23 protein-coding genes and 1 pseudogene are annotated in these 25,757 nt (G+C 38.7%); 2 read left to right on the top strand and 22 right to left on the bottom strand.

From position 1 onward, the window contains the following. Window positions 1–18: 18 nt before the first annotated feature. From plsX to ACQV18_RS01225, 4 genes are all read right to left on the bottom strand, one after another. On the bottom strand, window positions 19–1,044 hold the full coding sequence (gene plsX, locus ACQV18_RS01240; protein WP_428874829.1) for a phosphate acyltransferase PlsX: 1,026 nt from the start codon (window positions 1,042–1,044) through the stop codon (window positions 19–21). Between the two features lie 14 nt (window positions 1,045–1,058). Beyond that, window positions 1,059–3,095, bottom strand: a complete 2,037-nt coding sequence (gene recG / locus ACQV18_RS01235) for an ATP-dependent DNA helicase RecG (RefSeq protein ID WP_428892412.1) — start codon at window positions 3,093–3,095, stop codon at window positions 1,059–1,061. Window positions 3,096–3,170: 75 nt separating this feature from the next. Then, window positions 3,171–4,838 (bottom strand): DAK2 domain-containing protein, encoded by a 1,668-nt coding sequence (locus ACQV18_RS01230; RefSeq protein WP_428874819.1) that lies wholly within the window; start codon window positions 4,836–4,838, stop codon window positions 3,171–3,173. Between the two features lie 20 nt (window positions 4,839–4,858). Next, complete coding sequence (locus ACQV18_RS01225) at window positions 4,859–5,215, bottom strand: Asp23/Gls24 family envelope stress response protein (protein ID WP_428873752.1); 357 nt, start codon at window positions 5,213–5,215, stop codon at window positions 4,859–4,861. 202 nt (window positions 5,216–5,417) lie between these two features. Between ACQV18_RS01225 and rpmB the strand changes: the two genes are divergently transcribed. Further along, window positions 5,418–5,606, top strand: coding sequence for a 50S ribosomal protein L28 (gene rpmB, locus ACQV18_RS01220; RefSeq protein WP_258436016.1), 189 nt, complete (start codon window positions 5,418–5,420; stop codon window positions 5,604–5,606). A 67-nt stretch (window positions 5,607–5,673) separates the two neighbouring features. Here the strand turns inward: rpmB and ACQV18_RS01215 are convergent, their stop codons facing one another. The 11 genes from ACQV18_RS01215 to gmk all read right to left on the bottom strand — a co-directional run bounded on the left by ACQV18_RS01215 (window position 5,674) and on the right by gmk (window position 17,069). After that, window positions 5,674–6,174, bottom strand: coding sequence for a hypothetical protein (locus tag ACQV18_RS01215; RefSeq protein WP_428873753.1), 501 nt, complete (start codon window positions 6,172–6,174; stop codon window positions 5,674–5,676). A gap of 131 nt (window positions 6,175–6,305) precedes the next feature. Then, a complete protein-coding gene (locus tag ACQV18_RS01210; protein WP_428876397.1) occupies window positions 6,306–6,968 on the bottom strand; it encodes a thiamine diphosphokinase in 663 nt (220 codons plus the stop codon). Window positions 6,969–6,979: 11 nt separating this feature from the next. Continuing rightward, window positions 6,980–7,624, bottom strand: a complete 645-nt coding sequence (gene rpe / locus ACQV18_RS01205) for a ribulose-phosphate 3-epimerase (RefSeq protein ID WP_428873755.1) — start codon at window positions 7,622–7,624, stop codon at window positions 6,980–6,982. Window positions 7,625–7,636: 12 nt separating this feature from the next. After that, the gene (rsgA, locus tag ACQV18_RS01200) at window positions 7,637–8,557 is read right to left on the bottom strand and encodes a ribosome small subunit-dependent GTPase A (RefSeq protein WP_428873756.1); all 921 of its coding nucleotides are present in this window, start codon (window positions 8,555–8,557) and stop codon (window positions 7,637–7,639) included. A gap of 78 nt (window positions 8,558–8,635) precedes the next feature. Beyond that, complete coding sequence (gene pknB, locus ACQV18_RS01195; RefSeq protein WP_428873757.1) at window positions 8,636–10,615, bottom strand: Stk1 family PASTA domain-containing Ser/Thr kinase; 1,980 nt, start codon at window positions 10,613–10,615, stop codon at window positions 8,636–8,638. Then, window positions 10,599–11,375, bottom strand: coding sequence for a Stp1/IreP family PP2C-type Ser/Thr phosphatase (locus tag ACQV18_RS01190; protein WP_428873758.1), 777 nt, complete (start codon window positions 11,373–11,375; stop codon window positions 10,599–10,601). The genes pknB and ACQV18_RS01190 overlap by 17 nt, the downstream gene beginning before the upstream one ends. 8 nt (window positions 11,376–11,383) lie before the next feature. Continuing rightward, a complete protein-coding gene (rsmB, locus tag ACQV18_RS01185) occupies window positions 11,384–12,745 on the bottom strand; it encodes a 16S rRNA (cytosine(967)-C(5))-methyltransferase RsmB (protein WP_428873759.1) in 1,362 nt (453 codons plus the stop codon). Window positions 12,746–12,751: 6 nt separating this feature from the next. Further along, a complete protein-coding gene (gene fmt, locus ACQV18_RS01180) occupies window positions 12,752–13,732 on the bottom strand; it encodes a methionyl-tRNA formyltransferase (protein ID WP_428873760.1) in 981 nt (326 codons plus the stop codon). Between the two features lie 14 nt (window positions 13,733–13,746). After that, window positions 13,747–16,161, bottom strand: a complete 2,415-nt coding sequence (gene priA, locus ACQV18_RS01175) for a primosomal protein N' (protein WP_428892411.1) — start codon at window positions 16,159–16,161, stop codon at window positions 13,747–13,749. 75 nt (window positions 16,162–16,236) lie between these two features. After that, complete coding sequence (gene rpoZ / locus ACQV18_RS01170; protein WP_428873762.1) at window positions 16,237–16,431, bottom strand: DNA-directed RNA polymerase subunit omega; 195 nt, start codon at window positions 16,429–16,431, stop codon at window positions 16,237–16,239. Then, window positions 16,428–17,069, bottom strand: coding sequence for a guanylate kinase (gene gmk, locus ACQV18_RS01165; protein WP_428873763.1), 642 nt, complete (start codon window positions 17,067–17,069; stop codon window positions 16,428–16,430). The genes rpoZ and gmk overlap by 4 nt, the downstream gene beginning before the upstream one ends. 190 nt (window positions 17,070–17,259) lie before the next feature. Here gmk and ACQV18_RS01160 point away from each other — a divergent pair, with 190 nt between their 5' ends. Then, the gene (locus tag ACQV18_RS01160; protein ID WP_428874824.1) at window positions 17,260–17,610 is read left to right on the top strand and encodes a hypothetical protein; all 351 of its coding nucleotides are present in this window, start codon (window positions 17,260–17,262) and stop codon (window positions 17,608–17,610) included. A 96-nt stretch (window positions 17,611–17,706) separates the two neighbouring features. On the opposite strand, the gene ACQV18_RS01155 is transcribed toward ACQV18_RS01160, so the two are convergent. The 7 genes and pseudogenes from ACQV18_RS01155 to folE all read right to left on the bottom strand — a co-directional run bounded on the left by ACQV18_RS01155 (window position 17,707) and on the right by folE (window position 25,756). Continuing rightward, entirely contained in the window at window positions 17,707–18,306 is a 600-nt protein-coding gene (locus tag ACQV18_RS01155) for an energy-coupled thiamine transporter ThiT (RefSeq protein ID WP_428892410.1), read from the bottom strand. Window positions 18,307–18,308: 2 nt separating this feature from the next. After that, window positions 18,309–19,997 carry a ribonuclease J gene (locus ACQV18_RS01150; RefSeq protein ID WP_428873766.1) on the bottom strand — a complete coding sequence of 563 codons (1,689 nt, stop codon included), beginning with the start codon at window positions 19,995–19,997 and terminating at the stop codon, window positions 18,309–18,311. A gap of 228 nt (window positions 19,998–20,225) precedes the next feature. Beyond that, window positions 20,226–22,331 carry a polyribonucleotide nucleotidyltransferase gene (gene pnp, locus ACQV18_RS01145; protein ID WP_428874121.1) on the bottom strand — a complete coding sequence of 702 codons (2,106 nt, stop codon included), beginning with the start codon at window positions 22,329–22,331 and terminating at the stop codon, window positions 20,226–20,228. 161 nt (window positions 22,332–22,492) lie between these two features. Then, window positions 22,493–22,762: a 30S ribosomal protein S15 gene (gene rpsO / locus ACQV18_RS01140; RefSeq protein WP_428874122.1), complete on the bottom strand. Its 270-nt coding sequence runs from the start codon at window positions 22,760–22,762 to the stop codon at window positions 22,493–22,495. A 131-nt stretch (window positions 22,763–22,893) separates the two neighbouring features. Then, on the bottom strand, window positions 22,894–23,427 hold the full coding sequence (locus tag ACQV18_RS01135) for an NUDIX hydrolase (protein WP_428874123.1): 534 nt from the start codon (window positions 23,425–23,427) through the stop codon (window positions 22,894–22,896). Continuing rightward, window positions 23,414–24,688 (bottom strand): bifunctional folylpolyglutamate synthase/dihydrofolate synthase, encoded by a 1,275-nt coding sequence (locus ACQV18_RS01130; protein WP_428892409.1) that lies wholly within the window; start codon window positions 24,686–24,688, stop codon window positions 23,414–23,416. The genes ACQV18_RS01135 and ACQV18_RS01130 overlap by 14 nt, the downstream gene beginning before the upstream one ends. Then, window positions 24,685–25,756 (bottom strand): annotated as a pseudogene (gene folE, locus ACQV18_RS01125) (GTP cyclohydrolase I FolE). Before folE ends, ACQV18_RS01130 begins: the two are co-directional and overlap by 4 nt. Window position 25,757 lies beyond the last annotated feature (1 nt).

The raw sequence follows: 25,757 nt of genomic DNA, 5'->3' as shown, positions 1-25,757 counted from the left end.
GTTATATTATAATAACGATTATTTTCTAATCTGTCTATCATTTTTGTCACTATTTTCAAAAAAAGTGCTTATTTCTTCGGAAAAACCTGATAAAACGATTTCACGAGCTTGTCGAATAGCATGATAAATGGCGATGTCATTTGCTGATCCATGCGCTTTAATTACTGGCTTTTTAACCCCTAAAAGGACTGCTCCTCCTTGCTTGCTATCATCAAAATTTTCAGCCATCTTTTTTAATGAGGGTTTAATGAGAAGGCCACCAATTTTATTGGTGATACTACTCTCACTTAGAGTTCGTTTGAGTAATTTGAAGATGGATTTTAGGCTTCCTTCCAATGTTTTTAGGATAGCATTACCGGTAAAGCCATCTGTCACCGCAATATCTACCTGCCCATTTAAAAGATCTTTGGCTTCAATATTGCCTACAAAATTTAAACCACTCGCTTGATTGAGGAGTTGGTAAGCTTGTTTACGCAATTCATCTCCCTTTCCAGCCTCTGTTCCATTATTAACAAGCCCTACTCTTGCTTGCTCTATTTTTAAAACACTCTCAGCATAATAGCTAGCTAGTTGAGCATATTGTAAGAGGTGCTCTGCTTTTGATTCCGCATTGGCTCCGGCATCCATTAAAATTAAATGAGGAGATTTCTCATTAATAGTTGGGATGACCGGCATCAATCCCGGTCGATCGACACCTTTAATTCTACCAACCACCAATAAGCCGGTTGTTAATAAGGCACCTGTATTCCCAGCCGAAAGCAGTACATCTGCTTTACCTTCTCTTACCGCCTTGGCAGCAACCACCATTGAAGCATCTTTCTTGCGGCGAACAGCTTTTACCGGTTCATCTTCTCCTTTGATAACCTCAGTAGTCGGTATTCGGATTAAACGGTCATCAAACATATCTGGAAGATTTTTAAGGGCTTTCTCGTCGCCATAAAGATGAATTTCGATGTCCTTATAAGCATCTAAAGCTCTTAGAACTCCGTCAAATACGGCTTGTGGTGCATTGTCGCCACCCATTGCATCAATCGCTATTTTTATCATAAATTCCACTCCTAAATTTCTAATTTAATTAATTGGGTATATTTTTCAATTGTTTTTGTTTCTTTCTCAGTCACTATATCTGGTTGTCTCATTAAATGGTCGACTGCTTGATAAGCCGCTGTCATAATGGCTTCGTCTTGTAAGGGATGTCCATATGTAAATTGGGCAATTCCACTTTGATTTCGTCCTAGGACATCTCCCATGCCACGAATTTCCATATCCGCTTTTGATAGTTCAAAGCCATCTTGACTTTCGACCATCTTAATCAGACGTTCTTTTCCTTGTTGGGTCGTTGGGTTGGCAATTAAAAAGCAGTAAGAGGGTAATGGGCTTCGCCCTACCCGCCCTCTTAACTGATGGAGCTGGGCTAAACCAAAACGTTCGGCTGATTGAATGACCATGACCGTTGCATTCGGTACATCCACACCGACTTCAACCATAGTGGTTGCTACTAAAATTTGAATTGCTTGAGCCTTAAAAGCTTTCATCACTTCTTTTTGTTCTTCTTTACTCAATTGACCATGCAAACTATCGATTGTAACTCGTGGAAATTTTTCTCTTAAACGTTGACAAGTCTCTTGTACATTTTCAACTTGTTCCATAAATTCACTGGCTTCAATTAAAGGCAATACATAATAGATTTGATGACCCTTATCTAATTCTTTTTGCATACGGTCATAGACTGTGGCAATGTGCTTATCACTAACGGCTTGTGTCTTAATTTCAACCCTTCCACGCGGTAGACCTTCCATGGTTGAGACGCAAAGGTCGGCATAAAGGGTCTGAGCCAAACTTCTGGGTATGGGAGTTGCTGTCATTTGCAGGACATTGGCTTCTTGACCAGCCAGACCTTTTTCTAATAAGTTCTGTCTTTGGCCAACACCAAAGCGGTGTTGCTCATCTATAACGATATAGCCGAGTGATTTAAAATCTACTCCCTCTTGAATTAAAGCATGGGTACCGATAATCAATCGGATGCGTCCTGTTTTTAGACCTTGTAAAACAGCTTTTTTTTCTGAAACTTGCCTCTCAGAAGTTAATATTTCTGCATGAAAACCACTCTTTTCAAAATATTGATTAAAAGATTGATAATGCTGCTGAGCTAATATTTCTGTTGGAGCCATCAAGGCTGTTTGATAACCTGCTTGCACACTAGCAATCATGGTCAAGAAGGCAACTAAGGTCTTACCGCTACCTACATCTCCTTGCAATAAACGGTTCATTGGATAAGGTGATAAAAGATCGCGACAAATTTCATTAACCGCTTTTTTTTGTGAATCCGTTAATTCAAAAGGGATGCTTTGGATAATTTGTCGTAATTCTTCAACTTGATAGTGGATTTGAATACCCTTAGTTTTTAAGCGGTTAAATTTGGCGCTTTGTAAGCGCCATTGGTAAAGAAAGAACTCCTGGAAGATGATCTTTCGCTGGGCCTGTCTTTTCGCATTATCTTTCTTAGGAAAATGCATGGCCCAAAGTGCTTCCTTCAGATTTATTAAGTTAAATTGTTGATTTAAATAAGTCGGAATGATTTCTTCAATACTTTCTTGATAATCAACAAAGGCTTGCTTGATGGCTTTGACAATCTGGCCCTGACTCAGTCCCTTGCTAGTATGGTAAATGGGTGCATAGTCCTCACCTGCTGACGGATTAATTAATTTCATGGCCATTAGCGACTGGTTACTTTCATGCCATTTACCATAGATAGCTCGCGTTTGACCTAATTCAATTTGTTTCTTTAAGTAGGGCTGGTTAAAAAAAGAGACGGTTATCACTTGATGGCCATCTACAGCCAATTTAAAACTTAAGCGACTTTTCTTTCTACCAAAATAGTTGACCACAGCTGGACTAACAACTTTTCCCATCAAGACAACTTTTTCCTGGTCAAGAATAGTTTCTAACTGGCGTGCTTGGATATCCTCAAAACGAAATGGAAAATGAAACATTAAATCCTTTACTGTTTCAATTCCTAATTGTTTAAATAAAAGACTGGTCTTGGGGCCAACACCTTTGAGCTGATCGATAGGATCTAACCAAGACTTTCCCATCTTCTTCCTCCTCTTTGAGCAAAAAAATAAATCACCACCTAGAAACTAAGTGGTGATCAGCTATTTTCTAACAATCTAATCCACCGTTACAAAATAATTGTAGACTGGTTGGTCTCCTTGAATAAGTTCAAATTCTATCTCAGAGTTAGTTTGTTCAAAATGGTCAGCAACTTCTTGGGCTAATGAATGATCACCCTCTTCGCCAATAATAACCGTTACTAACTCACTTGATTCATCCACCATTCGATTAACCAATTGGATCAGAGTTTCTTTTAAATCAGTGTGGGTTAAGATTATATCGCCATCTAAAATACCCATAAAATCGTTTTCTTTAATGGATAGGCCATTAATTTCTGTATCTCGAATAGCATGAGTAATTTGTCCAGAAGCAACGCTTAGCGCATACTCTTCCATAGCTAGTCTGTTCTCTTCAATGGCAACTGAAGGATCATACATCAACATGGCTGAGATTCCTTGGGTGATTGACTTTGTGCCCACAACTACCGTTGGTACTTCACTGACTTCAGCCGCTTGTTGAGCCGCCATAATAATATTCTTATTATTCGGTAACAAGATAATATTTTTGGCGTTAACTCGCTCGATTGCTTTAATGAAGTCTTCGGTAGAAGGATTCATTGTCTGACCTCCAGAAAGGACTTCCTTTACTCCAATAGAATGGAAGAGCTCTGTCAAGCCTTTACCTGAAGCTACAGCAATCACTGCGTAATCTTCTTGAGTTTGAGGGACAGCTTGTTGACGCAGCGTAGTCTCTTTGTCTTCTAAGTCTCTAACTTGCTCACGCATATTATCGACTTTAATTTTAATTAACTCACCAAATTCTTGACCCAATTGCATAATCTCGCCTGGATCTTCCGTATGGATGTGAACCTTAACAATTTCATCATCAGCAACAACCAGCAAAGAATCACCTTTTTTATCAAGCGTTTGTCTAAACTCTTCATAATCAAAAGCTTTCTTAACAGTCTGTCCTTGTCCAATTCTTACCATAATTTCGGTACAGAAACCATAGGTAATCTCATCCATAGACATTGGGTGTTCATTCATTTCTTCGAAGATTGCGTGGGCATGGTCATTAGATTGGTCTTCAACTTCATCGATAATGACTTCCCCTGAAAGATTGGCAAGGAAGCCTTCATAGATACATAAAAGCCCCTTACCACCCGAATCGACTACACCCACCTGTTTTAAAACTGGTAGTAATTCAGGTGTTCGATCCAATGATTCTTTTGCCTCTGCTACGATCGTGCGCATCACTTGTAGGATGTCTTCTGTTTGCTTAGCTTCTTGTTCACCTTTTACAGCAGATTCTCTAGCAACAGTTAAAATGGTTCCTTCAACTGGCTTCATCACTGCCTTATAAGCTGATTCCACACCACCAATAAAAGCCTTAGCAAAGTCTTTGGCATTTAATTCTTCACAATCTTTAATTGCCATTGAGAAGCCACGGAAAACTTGTGACAAGATAACGCCTGAATTTCCTCGAGCCCCCATTAACAGTCCTTTGGCCACGGCATTTGCTAATTCTCCAACATGATGACTAGTAGAATTACGCATATTCTCAACACCTGATTGGAAAGTCATATTCATATTAGTTCCTGTATCTCCATCAGGCACGGGAAAGACATTTAACGAATTCACTAAGTCAACATTTTCAGCCAGGCGCTCGGCACCTGCTATAAACATCTGTTTAAAGTCAGATGCTTTGATTGTTTTCAGTTCCACACTTTACCTCCTAAACGATCCTAGTCGATAGTCACACCCTGGACATGGACATGAACAAAGTCCAATTCAAAGCCCAAGAGTTGCTCGACATTGTATTTAACAGCTTGTTGAATATTTTGACAAATCACAGAGATTTTTGTCCCGTAAGAAACGACAATATAGACATCTACTGAAATATTGTCTCCTTCTTGAGAAATTAAAACACCACGTGAATAGTTTTCTTTCTTAAGAATGTCTGTTAAATTATCACGGAAGAAATGTTTACTTACCATTCCTACAACACCGTAGTTGTCAGTAACTGCTGCACCGACAATGGTTGCAATCACTTCATTTTCTAAGGATATCTCTCCATTTGGAGTTTGGATATTAATAGCCATAAAGTACCTCCTTTTTGTTGTCCACCATAGTTTAGCATAAATTTTTTAGCTTAGCACCTATTTTAATAGTTTTAGTAACGAGATATTTAAGATTAGTAGTTAATTTCATCATAATTCACTTGCTTCAAAAGTCAAATTATGGTAAATTAATTTGGTATGAAATGTAACTTTTAAATTGTTACAAGGAAAAGGAGGCAGAACCATGGCTAAAGAATGTTATTTCACAGGGCGTAAAGCTGTATCTGGTAACAATCGCTCTCATGCAATGAATAAATCAAAACGTCGTTTTGGCGCTAACTTACAAAAAGTACGTGTTATGATCGATGGCAAACCTCAAAAAGTTTGGGTTTCAGCGCGAGCATTAAAATCAGGTAAAGTTGAACGTGCTTAATCAATACATTAAAACCTCCTAGCCAATCATCATCAAGATGAAGCGCTAGGAGGCTTTTTTGTTTTGTTTAATCTTTTTCTTTTAGCATAAATTGATTGCCCTCTTCATCCACCAAATTAGATTCTTCATTTAGTTCAAAGCTGAAAAGTTCTTTATCCGCAAAAGAAATGGTTAGTTTTTGATCTTTTATTCTGTAGGTTGGATTATGTACGATAATTTCAACTGCCATAGGAACTTCATCAGAAAAGCGCAAGTTAATATATTGTTGATTTTTTAAAGATTCTGCTGCTTCATCTGTTTTTACCATCATTAAACGCCCATCCTGATTAATGCTCTCGGTATATAATTGTAGTAATGCGTCCGAATAATCACCTTCCAAAGCTGCTTGTCCAAAGTAAGACCGGCCTAAAATTACTTTCAATAAGTCTTCTTCTATTTCGAACCCCATAATATTTGAGTTTTCTTCAGTCAAATAGCGTCCCTCAAAATCAACTATCTCCTCTTGAGCAGATATAGCTGGCGGTAGCATGAGTATCATAATCATTATTAAAGCAAAAAGCTTTTTCATCCCATCAACTTCCTTTCCTAATAAAAACTTGATTAAATAAACTTCGAATATCATTTATTAAGCAAATTTTAACACAATAATGAAAGTGCTTCAATTTTATATCCCTATCTTCTATTTTTAAACTCAAGCCTTTATTTTCCTTTTTCCCAAATAACCATCAAGAGACCTTCAGTAAAAGAAAGATTTACTTTATGCTGATCGACATACTCATTAGACACCAAGGCTCGAGGAAAAGCATAATCTGTTAGACCTAGTTCATATTTGGCCTGCTTAATCTGCAGCTGCTTAACAGCCGTCATTGAAATAATGGATAAGTAGCGGCAATTGTTCAAGTCTTGTAGAAAATAATTGCCTGGTTTAAAAAATCGCACCACTTGATCTTTTTCAATAAAGCTTAAACGGGGGATAATTGCAAAATAGCGTTCTTGAAAGACGAGCCAAAGGTTAGCAATTAAATGATCTAAACGTCCCTCTCCATTACCTATTGCGCCATATACTTCCACCGGACATCGACTGTCTTGTTTAAGAGCGAATTCAAGGCCCAACTCCATATCGGTATCATCTTTGGCAGCTGGATATTTTAAAACCTCTTGACTAGCCGCTTCAATCTTACTAAATTGGGTGGGAGTGACCGAGTCAAAGTCTCCAATTGCAACGTTCAATCGGTAGCCTGCCTTCACCAATTGGAGGGCCCCTTCGTCAACTCCAATGAGATAAGTCTGATCTGTCACCTCAGACAAATGGCTGAGGGCTGGATTAGGAGCCCCAGCACAGATAATAATCTTATCCACCATACTAATTGGCCTTAGGGTCTTAAGGAAGCGATAGCTGCAGCCAGATCCATTTGCTTAAAGATGTAGGAACCAGCTACTAAAACATCTGCACCAGCTGCTATACAACTTTTAGCTGTTTGATCATTGACCCCACCGTCTACTTCAATCTCATAGTGATAATGATCATTTTCTTGACGTAATTTGGCTAGTTTTTCTACCTTCTTCATGGTTGATTCAATAAAAGCCTGACCACCAAAGCCTGGATTAACAGTCATCACCAAGACTAAATCCGCTAATTCCAATAAAGGATAAACCGCTTCGACTGGAGTTCCTGGATTAATAGCCACTCCCGCTTTTTTTCCTAAGGCTTTTATCTTTTGTAAGGCTGAATGAATATGTTGGGTCGCTTCCACATGCACGGTGATAATATCCGCTCCCGCATCAGCAACCATTTCCAAATACCGCTCCGGTTGATCCACCATCATGTGACAATCAAAAACCATATGGCTATGAGATCTTAATCCTTTAAAAATCATGGGACCAAATGAAATATTCGGTACAAAGCTGCCATCCATAATATCAATATGTAGATAATCTGCTCCACCCTTTTCAATGGTCTGGATATCTTCTAACAAGTGATTAAAATCAGCGCTCAACATTGAAGGTGCAATTTTCATGACTATTCTCCTTTAATAATAAATTTTTTTGTTTTCAATTTTTTCTAAAATCTGCAAATAATTTTGATAACGGCTGTTACTTATTATGCTACTTGCCACCAACTCTTTCACTTGGCAATTAGGTTCGTTCTTATGGATACAAGATCTAAACCGACACTTTGCACCTGCTTGGTGAATTTCTGGGAAACAAGCGGCCAGTTCTTCTTTTTCTAAATGGTCGAAATCAATAGCTGAAAAACCGGGTGTATCGGCTAAGAGTCCTTGACCAAAACGATAAAGAGTAACTTCTCGAGTGGTATGCTTACCGCGGTTTAAATGGCTGGATATCTGGTTGGTCTTAATTTCAGCTTGAGGTAGCAGTTTGTTTAAAAGGGTCGATTTTCCCACTCCCGATTGACCGGTCATTACATATATTCCTTGTTGGAAAATGGTTTGAATAGCTTGCATCTTTTCATTGGATTGGTCAAAGAGAAAAACATCATAACCAATTACTTCATAGATTGCTCTGATTTCTGCTACTAAGTCATTGGCTGCATCCCGTCCCTGATGCTCGATTAAAAGGTCATATTTACTCAAGATAATAATGGGTTGGATGCGATGAGACTCCATCGAAACAAGGAAATAATCTAATAAATTATAGGAAAACTCAGGTTCAACTAAGGACATGACAATGAGAGCATAGTCGACATTAGCAACAGCCGGTCGAATCAAAAAGTTATCTCGTTCGAAGATCTCTTCTAATCTGCCCACTTGACTTTCATCTTGTTGATCCATGACAAATCGTACGCGATCTCCCACTAAGGGATTGGTCTTCAAGTGACGAAAGTTACCTCTTGCTTTTGTTACAAAAGATTCTCCTTGCGACCATACATAATAGAAGCCACTAACTGCTTGATAGATGATCCCTTCATGTGAGGTAATAAGCTGTTTCAAATAATTTCCTCCTTTGGTCAGTATTTATTCAGAAAAAAAGTTAAGAGTCAGTAATGCTGCTCTTAACTCTTCAAATTCTTAATTAGGATAAACGGCTGAGGACTGTGCGACAATTTCGCCGTCTCTTAAGACACGGTACTGTCCGGATCCTCCTTCGGGAATATAGAGGACGATTTGAATTTCACGCGATTCGGTGATTTCAATTTCACGCGCAACTTGAGTGATATTATTACGGTCATCTCCTATAAAAACTTGGATTTTATTCGGTAATGGCTTGCTTTGTTCGTAGTCATTTTCAGCATACTTAGGGACATAATCAAGGTATACCGTTTCTGTGGCAGTCGACACTTCTGCTTTTTCTTCACCTTGAGAAACCGTCACCTTAATGGTGTCTCCTTGAGCAATGGGTGAGCCTGAAAGTGGGTCTTGATCAATGACAATCCCTTCAGGTAGATAATCATGATATTGATAAGCTTCTTCTACATAGAGACCATAAGTGTCTGCAAACTTATAGACCATATCAATTGATAAATTAGTAAAATCTTGCATGGTCGTTTGCTCAGAATAGGATCCGATTACTAAAATAATTGAACTTTCACCAGGAACGACTTCCGTACCCGGTGCAATACTCTGTTCTAAAATTTTACCTGCTTCTGACTGACTAGCTGCTAAATACCTTAAGTCAACTATAAAACCTGCATCAATTAGTTTACGACGGACCGGCTCATAGTTTTGATTGAGGTAATCACCGATTTTGACTCTCGGCTTGCCGTCAGAGAAGGTTAAATTAACTTTAGAGCCACGATTTATGCGGTCCCCTGATTGGGGATCACTTTCAATAATTTGGCCGCGCGGAATAAGATCATCCCAAACAACAGTACTTTCGCCTAGCATTAAATCATTCTCTTCTAGTAATTCAATGGCTTGTTTTTGGTCTAGGCCAGCCAATTCAGGAACGATTACACTGGCAACGAATAAGCGATAGGCGAAAAAGACAGCTAAAGATAGTAAGGACAATATCGTAGCAAAGAAGAGAATTTTAAAAATCTTGGACCCTAAATGGCTAGTTTTTTTATCTGGTAAATCAAAAGTTGGAAACTCCTCTTCATTTAAAGGCTCAGGCCCTTCGATTGTTTCCGTCAACACACGATCAGCGGCTGGAATGGGCTGAATGGATTTAAATTGTTCTGATTCATCCAACTGACTGCTAGGAATAAAGGGTTTTTCATCAATACGTCCGACACTAAGAGAAGAAGATAAGTCGTTAAACATCTCTTGAGCCGTACGATAACGATCCTTCGCTTGCTTAGCCGTCGCTTTTAAGACGACATTCTCTAAGCTTTGAGGAACATATTCTAAGCGCTCTCGAATAGTTGGAAAGGGTTCTTGAAAATGTTTAAGTGCAATCGAAACTGCGGATTCACCATCATGTGGGACAGAACCCGTGATTAGCTCATATAAAACTACACCCATGGCATAAATATCTGATTTAGTGGTTGCACTATTGCCCTTGGCTTGCTCGGGCGATAGGTAATGAACTGAGCCTAGCAAGGTGTTGGTTTGAGTAATCGAAGTATCTGATAAAGCCACAGCAATACCAAAGTCCGTAATCTTAACCACATTATTTGCAGTAATTAAAATGTTTTGTGGTTTTATATCGCGGTGAATAATACGATTTTTGTGGGCCACATCGATAGCCGCTACAATTTGTCCCATAATGGAAACAACTAGTTCTAGCGGGACAGGTGCATTCTTTTTGATAAAAGTTTTAAGGTCTTGACCTTTTACATATTCCATCACAATATATTGCTGTTTTTCATGTTCATCGACATCATAAACTTCTACAATATTGGGATGTAGAAGTTGACTGGCTGAAATGGCTTCTCTTTGGAAACGACGAATCGCATCTTGATTATCCTGGAAGTCATAGCGTAACACCTTCACAGCTACGTCTCGATCCAAAATTAAATCATGAGCTAAAAAGACATTTGCCATGCCGCCTTGACCAATGACAGAAGTTAGGACATAACGATCGGATAGTTTATCCCCTATTTCCATGAATAATGTCACCTCCTTCGTCCTCCAAATTAAAATCGCTGGCTAGAATAATAGTAATATTATCGAGACCCCCAGCATTATTAGCCGCTGCGACTAGTTCATCACCTAAGCGGTCTAAATCTGTTTGATTATTAATTATTTGTTCAATTTCTTCATTTTTAAGCATGCCGTTTAAACCATCCGAGCAAAGCAAGAGAAGTTCCACTTTATCAAGAGAAATCTCTGAAAAAGCTGGTTCTAAAACCATTGGTGTTCCAATGGATTGGGTGACCACATTACGACGTGGGTGATCAATACTCTCTTCTACTGTTATTTCACCTGTACGAATTAACTCATTGACTAAAGAATGGTCTTCGGTTAATTGCTTTAATTGGCCCGCTCCGTATGCATAAGCCCGCGAATCACCGACATGACAAATAAGAATGGTCTGCTCGACAATTGTTGCAAGTACAATTGTCGTTCCCATTCCTTCATAATCTGGATTAAGGTCTGCTTGATTCAAAATGAAAGTATTCACTTGATTGGTCATTTGGGTCATCCAAGCATGCGCTTGGGTGATGGTCATAGGGTAATCAATTGTTTCGAATGCCCGACCAACAAACTCTGTCGTTTGTTGACTAGCAATATCTCCTGCCAAGTTGCCTCCCACGCCATCACATAGAATAAAAAGGATTTGTTGGTTTTGAGAATAAAAATAATCCGCATAATCTTGGTTAGAACTTCTCTTTCTCCCTATGTTTGAATGTATAGTGATTTTCATAACTCACCTCAATCTATTTTTTTAAGAAAACGACTGATAAAAAAGCCATCTGTTCCATGCTGTTGGGGCCAAATGCGAAGAAAGCCTTGGGAAGTTATTACATTATCTGTTAAAACTTCTTCAGCTAGGATGGACTCCACTTGCCACTCACTATTTTCCTTTAAGATTTCTTCAATTAATTGTTCATTTTCCTCATAAGTCAGGGTGCAAGTAGAATAGACTAAGCGACCACCTGGCTTGAGCAAAGAAAGCATATGATTAAATAATTGCTTTTGTAATTTAACCAGTTCTTGAATAGCGACAGGCGACTTCTGATATTTGATTTCAGGTTTACGACGCATCAAACCGATACCCGAACAGGGTGCATCTAAGTATATCACATCAAAAGCAGTTTGAGAAAGTGGTTGGAAGTCCAAGGCATCGGTTACTATTGAATCTATCTTATGACTTAAGCCTAACCGCTCGGCATGATCTTTTAAGATACTTAACTTATGCTTAGAAATATCTAAAGCTGTTAAGTGTCCGTCAGTTAGAAGTGAAGCAATATGGCTAGCTTTTCCTCCTGGAGCTGCACATGCATCCAAAACATTTTCAGAACCTGTCAATTTACCTAAAGGTGCAACCAGCATGGATGATTCATCCTGAATGGTAAACAAACCTTCCTGATAAGCTTGACTATTAAAGACATCCCCTGCTGTGATTCGAAAACCAAAAGGAGAAACTTGACTGCTAGTAACCGCCAACCCTTGCTCTTTTAATTGGTCCATGATATGTGATCGTTTGGCTGTTGGACCATTGATTCTAGCACTCAAATTAGGAACTTGATTCAAACTAGAAAGAAATGCTTTGAGCTGATGTTCTGGTAAGTGCTGGTCAAAGTATTTGACCAACCAAAGCGGAACGGAATGCTCAATCGATAGTCTCTCCAAGGGTTCTGTGATTACCGTCAATGACTGAGGCTCTTGGCGGAAAAAGTTACGTAAAATAGCATTAACTAATTTTCCAATGCCTTGGTGGCCGTTTACTTTGGCTATCTCGACTGCTTCATTTACAATAGCGTGCTGAGGCACGCGGTCTAAATAAACAGCTTGATAGATAGATAATCGCAATAGGCTGCGTACCCAATCTTCTATTTTACCTTTTACTAAATCCTGTAAATAGAAATCCAAGGTCAAGCGACGTTGGACACTACCGTAAACCACCTTAACCACTAAATTTTTATCTTGACTGCTTCGATTACTAGAAGCCAGATAATTATCTATCACGATATTAGAATATTGGTCTTGGTTATCAATTTGATCTAACAATCTCAGCATGTCCCAGCGGAGATTGTTTTTCAATTTTGTTTGGCTTCTTTGTTTAATTTTCATTATTTATTAGTCCTTTTCACTGTCGAATATCTTACCAATTAAACTTTCTGCCGGTGTCCCTTTTAAGTATTCTTTAACCATCATCCTTTTTTTTCCAGCGGGTTGGTATTCACTAACTGCTAAGTAGGAATCTTGACCACATCGAACATAGAAGTGTTCTTCATCAGCAGCAACAATTTGGCCCGGAATTTCTTCTGTTAATATTCTTTCAATGTTATCATCCAGTTCTTTTAAGGGTTGAGCTTGCCAGATTTTTACTCTTTGACCATCTAGTAGGGTATAGGTTGTTGGAAAAGGTCTAAAGGCGCGTATATGACGGTCAATGACACGCGCACTTTGCAACCAATTTAACTGCTCTTCATGCTTTTTGATGGTTGGAGAATATAGTACTTGGCTATATTCTTGTGGAGTCGCTTCATACTCCCCATTAAAAAATTTCGGCAAGAAATTCAATAATAATTCTTTACCAACGACAGCCAGTTTTTCAAACAGTATGCCCACATCATCCTTCTCAGAAATCGGTAAAACTGTTTGAATGAGAATATCCCCAGCATCCATTTCTTCAGTCATTTTCATAATTGTTACACCCGTCTCTTCTTCACCCCGCCAAATTGCATAATGAATTGGAGCCCCTCCACGATATTTAGGTAAGAGTGAAGCATGAACATTAATAGACCCTTGACTGGGTGCTTCTAATAAAGCAAGTGGTATTTTCTGTCCGTAAGCAGCCGTTATGATTAAATCGGCTTCTGTATTCAATAGAGTCTGATAGTCCTTTGAATCGGCTAACTTTTCCGGTTGAAAGACTGGAATATTAGCTTCTAAAGCTGTTTTTTTAACTGGAGGTAGTGTTAGAATACGTTTTCGACCAACTGGACGATCTGGTTGAGTCACTACTGCAATCACTTCATACTCTACTTGTTGAATTAATCCTTTCAGAATGGTTGCCGCAAAAGGAGGGGTTCCCATAAAAATTATTTTTTTCATTCAATAACCTCTTTCTAAATAAAATACTGGGGTTCATGGTCTATTTGAACAAAGACTCCCTTGGCCTGGCTTTCTTGACTAGCAAGAAGAATAGTTTGTAGCTGATCTTTAACTAAGTCTACTTCTTTATATTTTAAGAGCAAATGGAATTGATAATAATCATTGATTCTTTCAATTCCTCCTGTTGAGGGACCTAATATCATTAATTGGGTATTCACTTTGTCCATCAATTGATCCTTGAGTTGATAGATCATTTTTTGAGCCTTGCCTCGGTTTTTAGAAGACACCTTAATTAATGTTGTATAAAAATAAGGAGGATAATGGCTCATATGGCGTCTTCGCATTTCGTAATAAAAAAAATTGTCATAATCATGTTTTTTGGCTAGCTGAATCACATAATGGTTAGGATTATAGGTTTGAATGACCACTTCGCCTTTTAGCTTGCCTCGCCCTGTTCTTCCGGCTACTTGAGTCAGCAACTGAAAGGTTTTTTCAGCAGCTCTAAAGTCTGGTAAGTTCAAACCAGTGTCTGCATTAATAACACCAACCAGGGTTACCTGTTCATAGTCGAGACCTTTAGCAATCATCTGTGTTCCTAAAAGGATTGAACCTGCTTGACTGGCAAATGCTTTTAATAATTTTTTGTGAGCGCCCTTGCGTCGAGTGGTGTCATTATCCATACGGATAATGGGTGTTTGAGGAAAGCGTTGCTTTAAACTTTCGGCTACCTTTTGAGTGCCAATGCCTTGTTTTCTCAAATGCTTAGAACCACACTGAGGACAATTGGTTGGCAGTCCTACTTGGTAATCACAATAATGACATTTAAGCTTTTCTCCAGTCTTATGGTAAGTTAAAGAGATGTCACAATGTGGGCATTGAATGACATGACCACATTCACGGCATAAGACATAAGAGGCATAGCCTCTGCGATTTAAAAGCAAAACAACCTGTTCTTTAGACGCTAATTTTTCGGCAATTTTATCTTCTAAAAGTTGAGAAAGTTCCAGTGTTTCTTGATCCAATAAATGCTGAGTCATATCCACTATGGTTACGGGTGGTAAGGGTTGTTGATTAACACGTTGGTCCATTCTTAATAATTGATACTTACCAACTTCAGCCCGAGCACGTGATTCTAAAGAAGGTGTGGCTGAACCTAAAACTAAGGGACACTGATGGTATTTTGATCGCCATTTAGCAACTTCTCTTGCATGATAACGTGGATTGTCTCCTTGTTTATAGGTCGTTTCATGTTCTTCATCAATAATAATGATGCCGATATTTTTTAACGGAGCAAAAATAGAAGAACGCGCTCCGACGACCACTTTCGCTTCTTGCCGAATGATTCTGCGCCATTCATCATATTTTTCGGTCAATGATAAAGCTGAATGCAAAACGGCAACGCCTTTGCCAAAGCGACCAATCACCTGGTCTACCATTTGTGGTGTTAAGGCAATCTCTGGCACTAATAGAATCGCTGATTTACCAGCTTTAAGGGCTTCAGCTATTAATTGTAAATAAACTTCGGTTTTACCTGATCCGGTGACTCCTTGCAATAAAAAGGTTTGGGCTTCTTCAGCTGTCATGTGATTTTTTATAGTCTCAAATGCTGTTTGTTGCTGTGCTAATAAGGCTTTGGCTGAGGAAGGAAGTGCTTGATCTACTTGATAAGCTGGCCGATAAACTTCCCTTTCTTCCAGCGTCAACCACCCCTTTTTAATCATGGTATTAAGGGTGGCCTTAGAAACTTGAGCCAGCTTTGCTAATTGATCGAACTCTATGGCTTGAGTCCATTGATGGTCGATGAGGACTGATAAAACTTGACCTTGTTTATGACTGCGTTTATCTAAATGATCGAGTAAGTCTTGGTATTCTGCCTGTGAACGATTAGGCAAGATATACTTAAGGGTCTTATGCGTTTTTTTATCAATTAACTGATAAGATAATTGAATGATTTCTTCATCTAATAATGAACGAATTTGACTAGCTGTCAACCTTTCTTCCAACCATTGGCGCGTGACACCAAGCTGATTTAACTTTGCAGGTGAACAATCGAGCACTTCAGCTAATTTTTCAGACTGTTTAACTGTAACAACCGTTTGATACTTGACTCGTAAAATACTTGGCAACATGGCTTGTAGGACTGAAATCCTAAAAGCATAAAGTTGGTCGGCAAACACTTGAGAAAGTTCAACTAGTTCCTGACTCAAAAAAGATTCGTAATCAATCAAGCGTCTAATCGCCTTTAATTCCCCTTGATAGTCACTATTATCTTTTAAATGAACAACAAAAGCCATTAGGTTACGATATCCAAAAGGAACTTCCACTCGCATACCCACTTTTATTAAAGCTTGCATTTCAGCACTTACTTTGTAATCAAAGCTATGATTGACTTGTGCAGTAGGTATATCAATGATAACTTCAGCGATCATTCGCTCACCTCCTATTAAAAAGCTACTATGAAATCATTAAAAATGATCTGCATAGTAGCCTTCTTATTCGCCCTCTTATTTTTTAATGGATAATACGCCCGCAACAACTTCTTCTAAAGCCTTGCCTACAGGTTTATCTGATTGATAGTCTTGTAATTGCATAATTTTATAATCTTCCATTTCTTTAGCACGTTTACTTGCCAAAGTTATTAAAGAATACTTAGATGGTTCTTTTTTCAATAATTCGTCAATTGATGGATATAGCATCATGATTGCTTAGCCTCCTCTTCAAAATATGCATTAATATCTGCCTGGATCGAATGCATGACTCTTTCAACCCTTAGATGTTCACTTTTAATTATAGCATTAATTTCATCGACCGCCTCAGAAATTTCATCATTAACTACCACGTAATCATAGTGACGCATTAATTCAATTTCCTCTTTAGCTTTATTCATACGGCGAGCGATTACTTCTTGGGAATCCGTTCCACGATCGGTTAGACGGGACTCCAACTCATTCAGACTTGGAGGCGCTAAGAAAATGAAAATTCCCTCAGGAATCTTCTCTCTCACCTTACGGGCACCTTGAACTTCAATTTCAAGAAATACATCGCGTCCTTGCGCTAAATTTTCTTCAATAGATGCTAGCGGCGTCCCGTAGTAATTTCCAACATATTCCGCGTACTCTAACAAGGCTTCTTGGGAAATTAAGTCCTCAAATGATTCTCTACTCATAAAGAAGTAGTCTACCCCTTCTAATTCACCTGGTCGACGCTCTCGAGTAGTTGCTGAAACAGAATAAACATAGTCACAATTTGAATCTTCAAAAATCGCGCTGCGAACTGTTCCTTTTCCGACACCCGAAGGGCCTGATAAAACGATTAATAATCCCCTTTGTTTTAACATGACTTCCCTCCATTACTTCATGTTCTATATAGTACCACAATTCACTCTCTACATAAAGATAAGCTGAAAAATAAATAAAATACAGCCATTATGAAATGCGAAAATTTGTTCGTAAAAAGGTTGACAAAAAGAACCTTTGTTCGTATAATATAATTACAAACAAACGTTCGATATTAAAGGAGAGGTTTTTATGGAATTACCCATCAAAAGACAAACTAACTGGCTTGGCCGTGTAAGCCAATCCCTTTTTCAACCTTTCTTTCAACCCACTCCACTTATCAAAGAATCTATTGAAATGATGCCCCTTGCACAAGTTGAAAGAATCCTTCATCAAGCTTATATCAAGCAAGTTCCTTTAAACATACTCATTGAATATTATTTACCCGATCAAACAATGGATATGACCGAAATGGAAGCATATGTACTGGCTCCAATTGGTTCACAAAACAGCGTTAGCCTGCAAGTAGGAGCCAATCACTTCCTTTTAAATTTGAATCAAATTATTAATGTGACTGCCATCACAGAAACTTTAATTGCTTAAGTCCATTAATCGATTAAAGATTTGATTAAAACAGCATCCTCCCCGCTGTTTTTTTAAAAGCCCTCATCATTAAGATGGGGGCTTTAATTAATTTTGTTAATCATTTAATAAACTAGAAGTTTCTTTGCGTGAAAGATATTTACTGCGTTTGGGAATAATTGTTTGTGGCATAAATCGCGCAAGCAGCACTAGGACACTTGCTGATAGCAGCCAGGATAATAAAAGACCTAGCCAATGGTTAAGATTATTGAACTCAAATAAGACTTCTTCACCCAAGGCAAATGGCACAATCAGTTGGCGAATAGCAATAAATAATATTAACGCTAAAAAACTGCCAGTGAAGATATTCAAATAAGTAGAAGAGTAACGTTTATTGTTCAAGGTCTTTTGTGTATATTTCGCAAATAAACCGGTTACTCCTACTGCTAAGATGGGAGCAATCCATTGAACGATTAAGACTAACCCATCATCTAATCCCCCGTTAAGCACTCCTTGGATAATTCCTACCAAAAGTCCGCTAATAATAGCTGATGGGGCGCCATGGCGCAATGCCAACCACATTAAAGGAATTAAGGCAATAATTAGCTCAAGCCCAAAAAAATTAATGGCTACTTCATCAGACACAAAAAACAAGATTAGGGATAGGACAAGAGCAATCACCATGTCCCAAAACTGTCTAATACTGCGTTTATTCATAATTATTTATCACCTTTTTTTACTTGATAATTTGAAGCTTCCATAATAATCGGTAGGATAACCGGACGACGTTTAGTCTCCTTATATAGATACTTACCAATTTTTTCACGCAGATCGCCCTTAAGATTATTCCAATCAAAATCATCTGAAACAATGTGTTTTTCTAAAACATCTAGCGTAATATCTGAACAAGCTTCAATTAAATCAATGGAAGTTTTCATAAAGACGAAACCACGCGAGGTAATTTGTGGGCCAACTAGAATTTTCTTCAAACGACGTGAAATAGTCGCGACTACAACGAAAATTCCGTCTTCACTTAAAATACGACGGTCTCTTAAAACCACATTCCCAATATCGCCTACGCCACTTCCATCGACTAAGACATCCCCTGCTGTCACCTGACCTGCTTGGATAACTTTTCCGTTTTCAAAGCTTAATACATCTCCAATAGATGGGATAATAATTTGATCTTCAGACATTCCCACTTGCAAGGCTAGATCACCGTGGGCTCTTAACATACGGTATTCCCCACTGACTGGAAGTAAAAAGTCCGGTTGAATAAAGTTTAACATTAATTTTAAATCATTGGGTGTAGCATGACCCGATGTCTTAAAGTGGTCTGTCACACTCATAACCCGAGCACCGGCTCTATAAATCATATCTTTGGTACGAGTCACACTCTTTTCCATTGAAACAGATGGAGTGGTTGCAATATAAACCGTATCATCTTCCTTTATGGTGACTGTTTTATGCTTACCTTGAGCCATGGCTTGGATAGTTTGAATCGGTTCGCCCACATCGCCAGTAGCCAGAATAACAATTTGATCCTCTTGATATTTATCGATATTTTTAAAATTACCAAAGACATCACGACTTGGAATAGAAATTTTATCTAACTTTAAAGCGACATCGACAATTTCGTAAAGGTCTTTGGTTGGGAAGAAAATGGTTCGTCTTGAATGGTGAGCTGCTTCTAAGACTTGCTGAATACGCATAATGTTCGAGCCAATCGTCCCTACTATCACTCTTCCTCGCGCATTGCGGAAGACTTCTGTTATTTCTTCTGTAATAACACGATCATTCACATTTTCCACTGGTGATTCTGCCTCAGCAGAGTCACTCAATAAGGCAAGAACCTTTTTCTTACCTAAGTCTGTCAACCGACCAAAATCAGTGCGGTAAGCTTGAGAAGCTGAAGGATCAAAGCGGAAATCGCCTGTGAAGACAATCGCCCCATCTTTAGTATCTATCACGATTCCGACTGAATCTGGAATGGTGTGAGTGGTAGGGAAGAAAGAAACATTGACATCACCAAATTCAATTTCAGTTTCTGAATCAATCACATGGAAATTTTCAAGGCGGTCATCGTGTCCTTGTCTACGAGCAGAAATAGAAGCCAATTCAATCGTTAACTGGGTTCCAAAAACCGGGGCATCAATCTTATCTAATAAATAAGGTAAGGCACCTACTGCATCGGCATGCCCATGTGACAAGAAAATCCCCACTACACGCTCAGCATTTTCTTCTAAATAGGTGAAGTCTGGAATCACCATATCAATTCCTAATAAATCATCTTGTGGATACAATAGCCCACAATCTAGCACAAATATGGCTTGATCGACTTCGACCAAATACATATTCTTGCCTTCTTCGCGAACACCACCTAAGGGAATAACTTTAATCTCACTCATAATACACCTCTATTATTATTTTTTCATATTTTATTAAACGCTTAGCAGCTTGATCTCCGTTAAGGGGTCAAATTCTGGCTTATCTCAGTTATTATAACATAGACCACCTTAAATTAAAATTTGAGCCTCTTTCCACCTCAACGACTACTGATTAAAGACTAATGAATTAGAATAAGCCCCCTTCATTTATAGGAGGGGGCTAAGACTTATTAAATTTATCGTTAATAATTATTCTGGCTTTTGCATTAACACTTTACGTGATAAATCAATCCGACCTTTTTCATCGATACTGGTTACTTTGACTGTTACAGTATCCCCAATATCAAAGACATCTTCGACCTTTTCAATGCGACGATGATCAATTTGAGAGATGTGAAGCAAACCTGATTTACCAGGTAGGACTTCCACAAAGCAACCATACTTCTCAATTCTAATAACTTTACCTTCGTATATTTTATTGACTTCCACATCTTCAACTAAGCTAAGCACAATCTCTTTTGCCTTTTTAATCATAGCTAAGTCTGAAGAAGCAATGCTAACTTGTCCTTCTTGAGAAATATCCATCTTAACGCCAGTTTGGTCAATAATGGAGTTAATGGTGTCACCACCCTTACCAATAACCACCTTAATTTTTTCAGGATCAATTTGAACCATTTCAATCTTCGGTGCATAAGGACTTAATTCTGGTCGTGGTTGAGCTAATTCACGAGTGATATTATCTAGGATTTCGAGACGGGCTTTTTTAGCTTGGGCTAAAGCTTCTTCTAAAATGGCCTTAGTAATTCCTTTTATCTTAATATCCATTTGTAAGGCCGTAATGCCTTCGGCAGTCCCCGCCACTTTAAAGTCCATATCGCCTAAGTGGTCTTCTAAGCCTTGGATATCGGTTAGGACAGTGTAGTTATCACCGTCCATCACTAAGCCCATAGCAATTCCTGCCACCGGTGCTTTAATCGGAACACCGGCATCCATTAATGCCAGCGTACCGGCACAAATGGATGCTTGTGAAGAAGAACCGTTGGATTCTAATACTTCAGCCACTAAACGAATAACGTATGGAAATTCTTCTTCTGAAGGAATCACTTGGGTTAAAGCTTTCTCACCTAGCGCACCGTGACCAATTTCACGACGACCTGGTGAACCCACTCGTCCGGTTTCTCCTACTGAGAAGTTAGGGAAGTTATAATGATGCATGAAGCGTTTGCCTTCTTCTAATCCAAGACCATCAATAATTTGATGTTCGGATAAAGGAGCCAAGGTAGCTACTGATAAAGCTTGCGTTTGTCCACGGGTGAAGAGTCCTGAACCATGGGTACGTGGTAAAATGCCAGCCAAAGATTCCAAAGGACGAATTTCATCTATTTGACGACCATCTGGACGAATACGGTCATGGGTAATCAACCGACGAACGACTTCTTTTTCTAAGTCCTGCATAGCCGAAGAAACATCTTTCAGTTTCTCTTCTAAATCTTCTGCTTCGGCATACTTTTCACTAAAGAAAACTTCAGCTTCTTCACTCAATTGATTAACCGCTTCATCGCGGGCTTGTTTTTCCTGTGTTTTAACAGCTGTAACCATTTTTTCATTGTATAAGCTCTTGACTTGCTCAGTGATTTCTTGATCGATTTGAACTAATTCAAATTCAAATTTTTCTTTTCCAACTGCTTGGACAATCTCTTTTTGAAAGGCCACTAATTCTTGAATATTAGCGTGTCCAAACAATAAGGCTTCCAGCATATCCTCTTCTGATGCTTCCTTAGCAGAAGATTCTACCATGTTGATCGCGGTCGCAGTCCCTGCTACGGTTAAATCAATCTCAGAAACTTCTTTTTGGTCGGGTGTAGGGTTGATAACAAATTCACCATCGACACGTCCCACATCCACTCCAGCAATCGGTCCATCAAATGGTATATCTGAAATAGCCAATGCTAGCGAAGAACCAAACATAGCTGCCATCTCTGGTGAGCAATCTTGTTGAACTGAAAGGACTGTATTAGTAATTTGAATTTCATTCCGCACTCCTTCAGGAAACATTGGGCGGATTGGACGGTCAATTAAGCGGGCAGTCAGGGTCGCGTTATCAGAAGGTCTACCCTCACGTTTTAAGAAACCACCCGGCACCTTACCAACCGCATACATTTTTTCAATGTAGTGAACCGTTAAGGGGAAGAAATTCATCGGTGAAGGGGATTTGGAAGCGACAGCAGCAGTCAAAACGACTGTATCGCCATAACGTACTAAAACTGCTCCATTGGCTTGTTTAGCCATTTGTCCTACTTCAACAATTAAGGGACGGCCTCCCCAATTTGTTTCAAATACTTGTTTAGTTGTCATAACATAACTCCTTTTAAATTTTTAATCATTCGGAGTAGCACTAAACAAAAATCAACCGTTTAAAGTTTAAACGACTCATTTTTGTATAGTGTGAAACTCCGAACAAATCTACTAGTAATATAACAAAAAGGATGGCTAATTGCCATCCTTTAGTCGCAGGATTAACGACGTAATCCTAATCTTTTAATTAAATCACGGTAACGAGTAACGTCCTTGTTACGTAGGTAAGCAAGAAGGTTACGACGGTGACCAATTTTCTTCATTAATCCACGATAAGAGTGAAAATCTTTCTTATGTGTTTTAATATGGTCGTTTAAATTGTTGATGTCTTCTGTTAAGACAGCAACTTGAACCTCAACAGAACCGGTATCACCTTCGTGACGTGCGTATTCTTTCATGATTTCAGTTTTACGTTCTTGTGTTAATGCCATATTATTCACCTCTTTCTATTTTATTTCCACTAGCTAAGTAAAGCGTTGGTGATGCGCTAAACCGAGCGAGGGCATTGTTCTGAATTTTCATACAGAACAATGATTAATTATAGTTTAAAGCAGTCTCATAATCAAGGGGTTTTCTTAATTAATTGGAAATAGGGCTGAAATTCGTCTGGAGCTTGATCTTCTGCTAATAAGTGAACAGCCAATTCTGATTGAGCGCTTTGTTTAGTGGTCCCTTGGAAGTAGTACCTAAAATCTAGATGATAATGAGCCCCTTCGCCTTTTTGTGGGTTAGCGGGGATGGCAAATAGATTAAGGTCTACTAATTCGGACTGAGTAAGGGAGGTGAATTTTAAACCCGTTTCTTCGTATAGCTCACGCAAGGCTGTTGTTTGAGGGGTCTCCCCTATTTCCACGTGTCCTGCGGGTAATAAAGTTTTATGTAAATAAGGATGATGAATAAAAACTAAAGACTGATCTTGAAAAACCAAGGCTGAAGCTGATAAGTGCAATGGACTTTTGCGGTCCAAGAGATTGCTTGCAGGATATTGATCCATTATTTCTTGGAGCCTTAAAAACTTCTTCTGATTAAAGAAGGGTGAGACTTTAATCAATTCTTGCGCATTATTCAAAAGCTCTGCTGCATTAATTTGTTGCAAACAAATCCCTCACTTTTTTTATCAGATGGAAAGATCCCACAACCATAATAGGATCGTCTTGGTCTTCCATCAGTTGTTTTAAGCCTGCACGACTATCCGGATAAGAAATCACTGAGCTTCCTTTTTGTTCAAAAAGTTTTGCTAGCTCTTTGGTATCCATCGCTCGATCTGGAAAATCGGGCTGGGTCACATAAAAATCAGCAGTTAATTTTAATAATTCATCTAGAATAGCCGGTATATCTTTGTCTTTGAGAAAACCACACAAAATGCTCAACTTTTGACCAGCATATAATGATTGGATGCTAGAGATTAATTCTTGAATGGCATCTAAATTATGAGCAGCATCTAGGATAATGTCGGGAGTGCTTTGCACTTTTTCAAAACGTCCTACCATTCTTAAGTCTTTAAAAGCTTTTGTCATGTCAGTCTCTATAGGAGAAGGTTGTTCACTTTCCAACCATACTTGATACCATTTAAAGACGGTCTTTAAATTTTCATTTTGGAAAGTCCCTAATAAGGGCAAGTAGAGTTCAAAACTTTTTTGATTTAGTTCCACTTGAAAATAATGTGGACGCTTGTAAACAATCTTTTGGTCAGAGCTATCATGGAAAGAACTTTTTTGCTCCGAGCTTATTTGTTTAAGGCGCTCAACCACTCCGTTCTTTTGGTTCGGCGCCACAATGACTTGTTGATTTGAACGGATAATACCAGCTTTAGTCTCTACGATAGCTTGCAAAGAATCCCCCAGTAAATTTAAATGATCCATACCAATTTTAGTAAAGATGGCATATTCAGAGTGGCTAATTGCATTGGTCGCATCAAGGCCCCCACCTACACCACATTCTAAAACTAGATAATCACAGGCTAAATGGGCATAATAAAGGATCCCAATCAAAAAGGTGGTCTCAAATTGTGACAAATCTTTTTGTGGGTCTAAGCCTAACACAATCGCCGCTCGGTGAACTTCCGCCATGATACAGCTAAAATCTGACTGACTAATCATTTGGTCATTGACTTTAATACTTTCACATTCTGAATATAAATGAGGACTGGTAAATAGTCCTGTGCGATATCCATGAGCAAGTAATAAATGAGAAATCATATTAGCAGTTGACCCCTTACCATTAGTTCCCGCAATATGGATGATTTTAACGGTTTGGTCCGGTTGGCCCAATTGTTTCAACATGGCTTTTAAAACACTTAGACGGTCTCCTTCACCATAAAGAATAGTTGGTAAATCATCGGTCAAACTGTTAATCATAAGGCGTTCACCTTAGGTAAAGACTGCAGAAATTCATTCCGCAACTGAACATCTTCATCAAAGGCGCCTAAATAATAATTGGTACGGGTAATGGAGTTGACTTTTTGGACCCCGCGCATTTCCACACACATATGACGGGCATCAACCACCACAGCTACTCCCTTAGCATGGGTAATCTCCATCAAAACCTCAGCGACTTCACGCGTAATATTTTCTTGCACATTTAACTTTCTTGCAGCATAGTTTACCAATCTTGGTATTTTTGACAGGCCAATAATTTGTCCATCTTGTGGAAGATAGCCTACATGAACATTCCCAAAAAAGGGTAACATATGATGTTCACACATAGAATAAAAAGGGATATTATTGACTGCCACCATTTGTTGATTAGGACTGGCATCGGTTGGGAACATTTTTCCTTCCGTAAATTCTTCTAAGCGAGTAGAAGCTGTAATTTCCTTTAGCGACTTGGCAACACGTTTAGGTGTTTCAATGAGCCCCTCACGATCTGGGTCTTCTCCGATTTCGATTAAAAGCTCACGAACTAATTCTTCTATACGATTCAAATTAATTTCTTTCATTTTCTACCACTCTTTCTATTCTTTGGTCTTGTGTCTTTTCTAAATGTTCAATGGCTTGATTAATTTGACAATAAGCATAAAAATTGGTGTCAATAATTTCTTTTAAAGGAATTAACACAAACAAACGGTTCATTATTTCGGGATGCGGTAAAGTTAGCTGAGGGTCTTCACTTTCTAGATGGCCAAAATATAAGATATCCATATCTAAAGTTCTAGGTCCCCAAACGATCAATCGCTTTCTTAGTAACTTGGCTTCTATTTCATGAAGGTAGTCCAATAAGTCATAAGGATCTAAGTCTGTTTCAATGGCGAGAGCTTGATTAATGAAGTCATCTTGCACGACTCCTCCTACTGGAGAAGTCTGATAATAGGCCGAGGCTTTTAAGACTTCAATTTGTGGATGAGTCGCTAACAGCTCTTGCCCCTTTCGCAGATTAGCCATCCGATCTCCTAAGTTAGATCCGACACTCAGATAAACAGTTGCCATC

This window comes from Facklamia sp. P9177, from assembly GCF_050409585.1.
In the GTDB taxonomy this organism is placed as follows: domain Bacteria; phylum Bacillota; class Bacilli; order Lactobacillales; family Aerococcaceae; genus Facklamia.
This window is presented reverse-complemented; position numbering and strand designations above follow the sequence as displayed.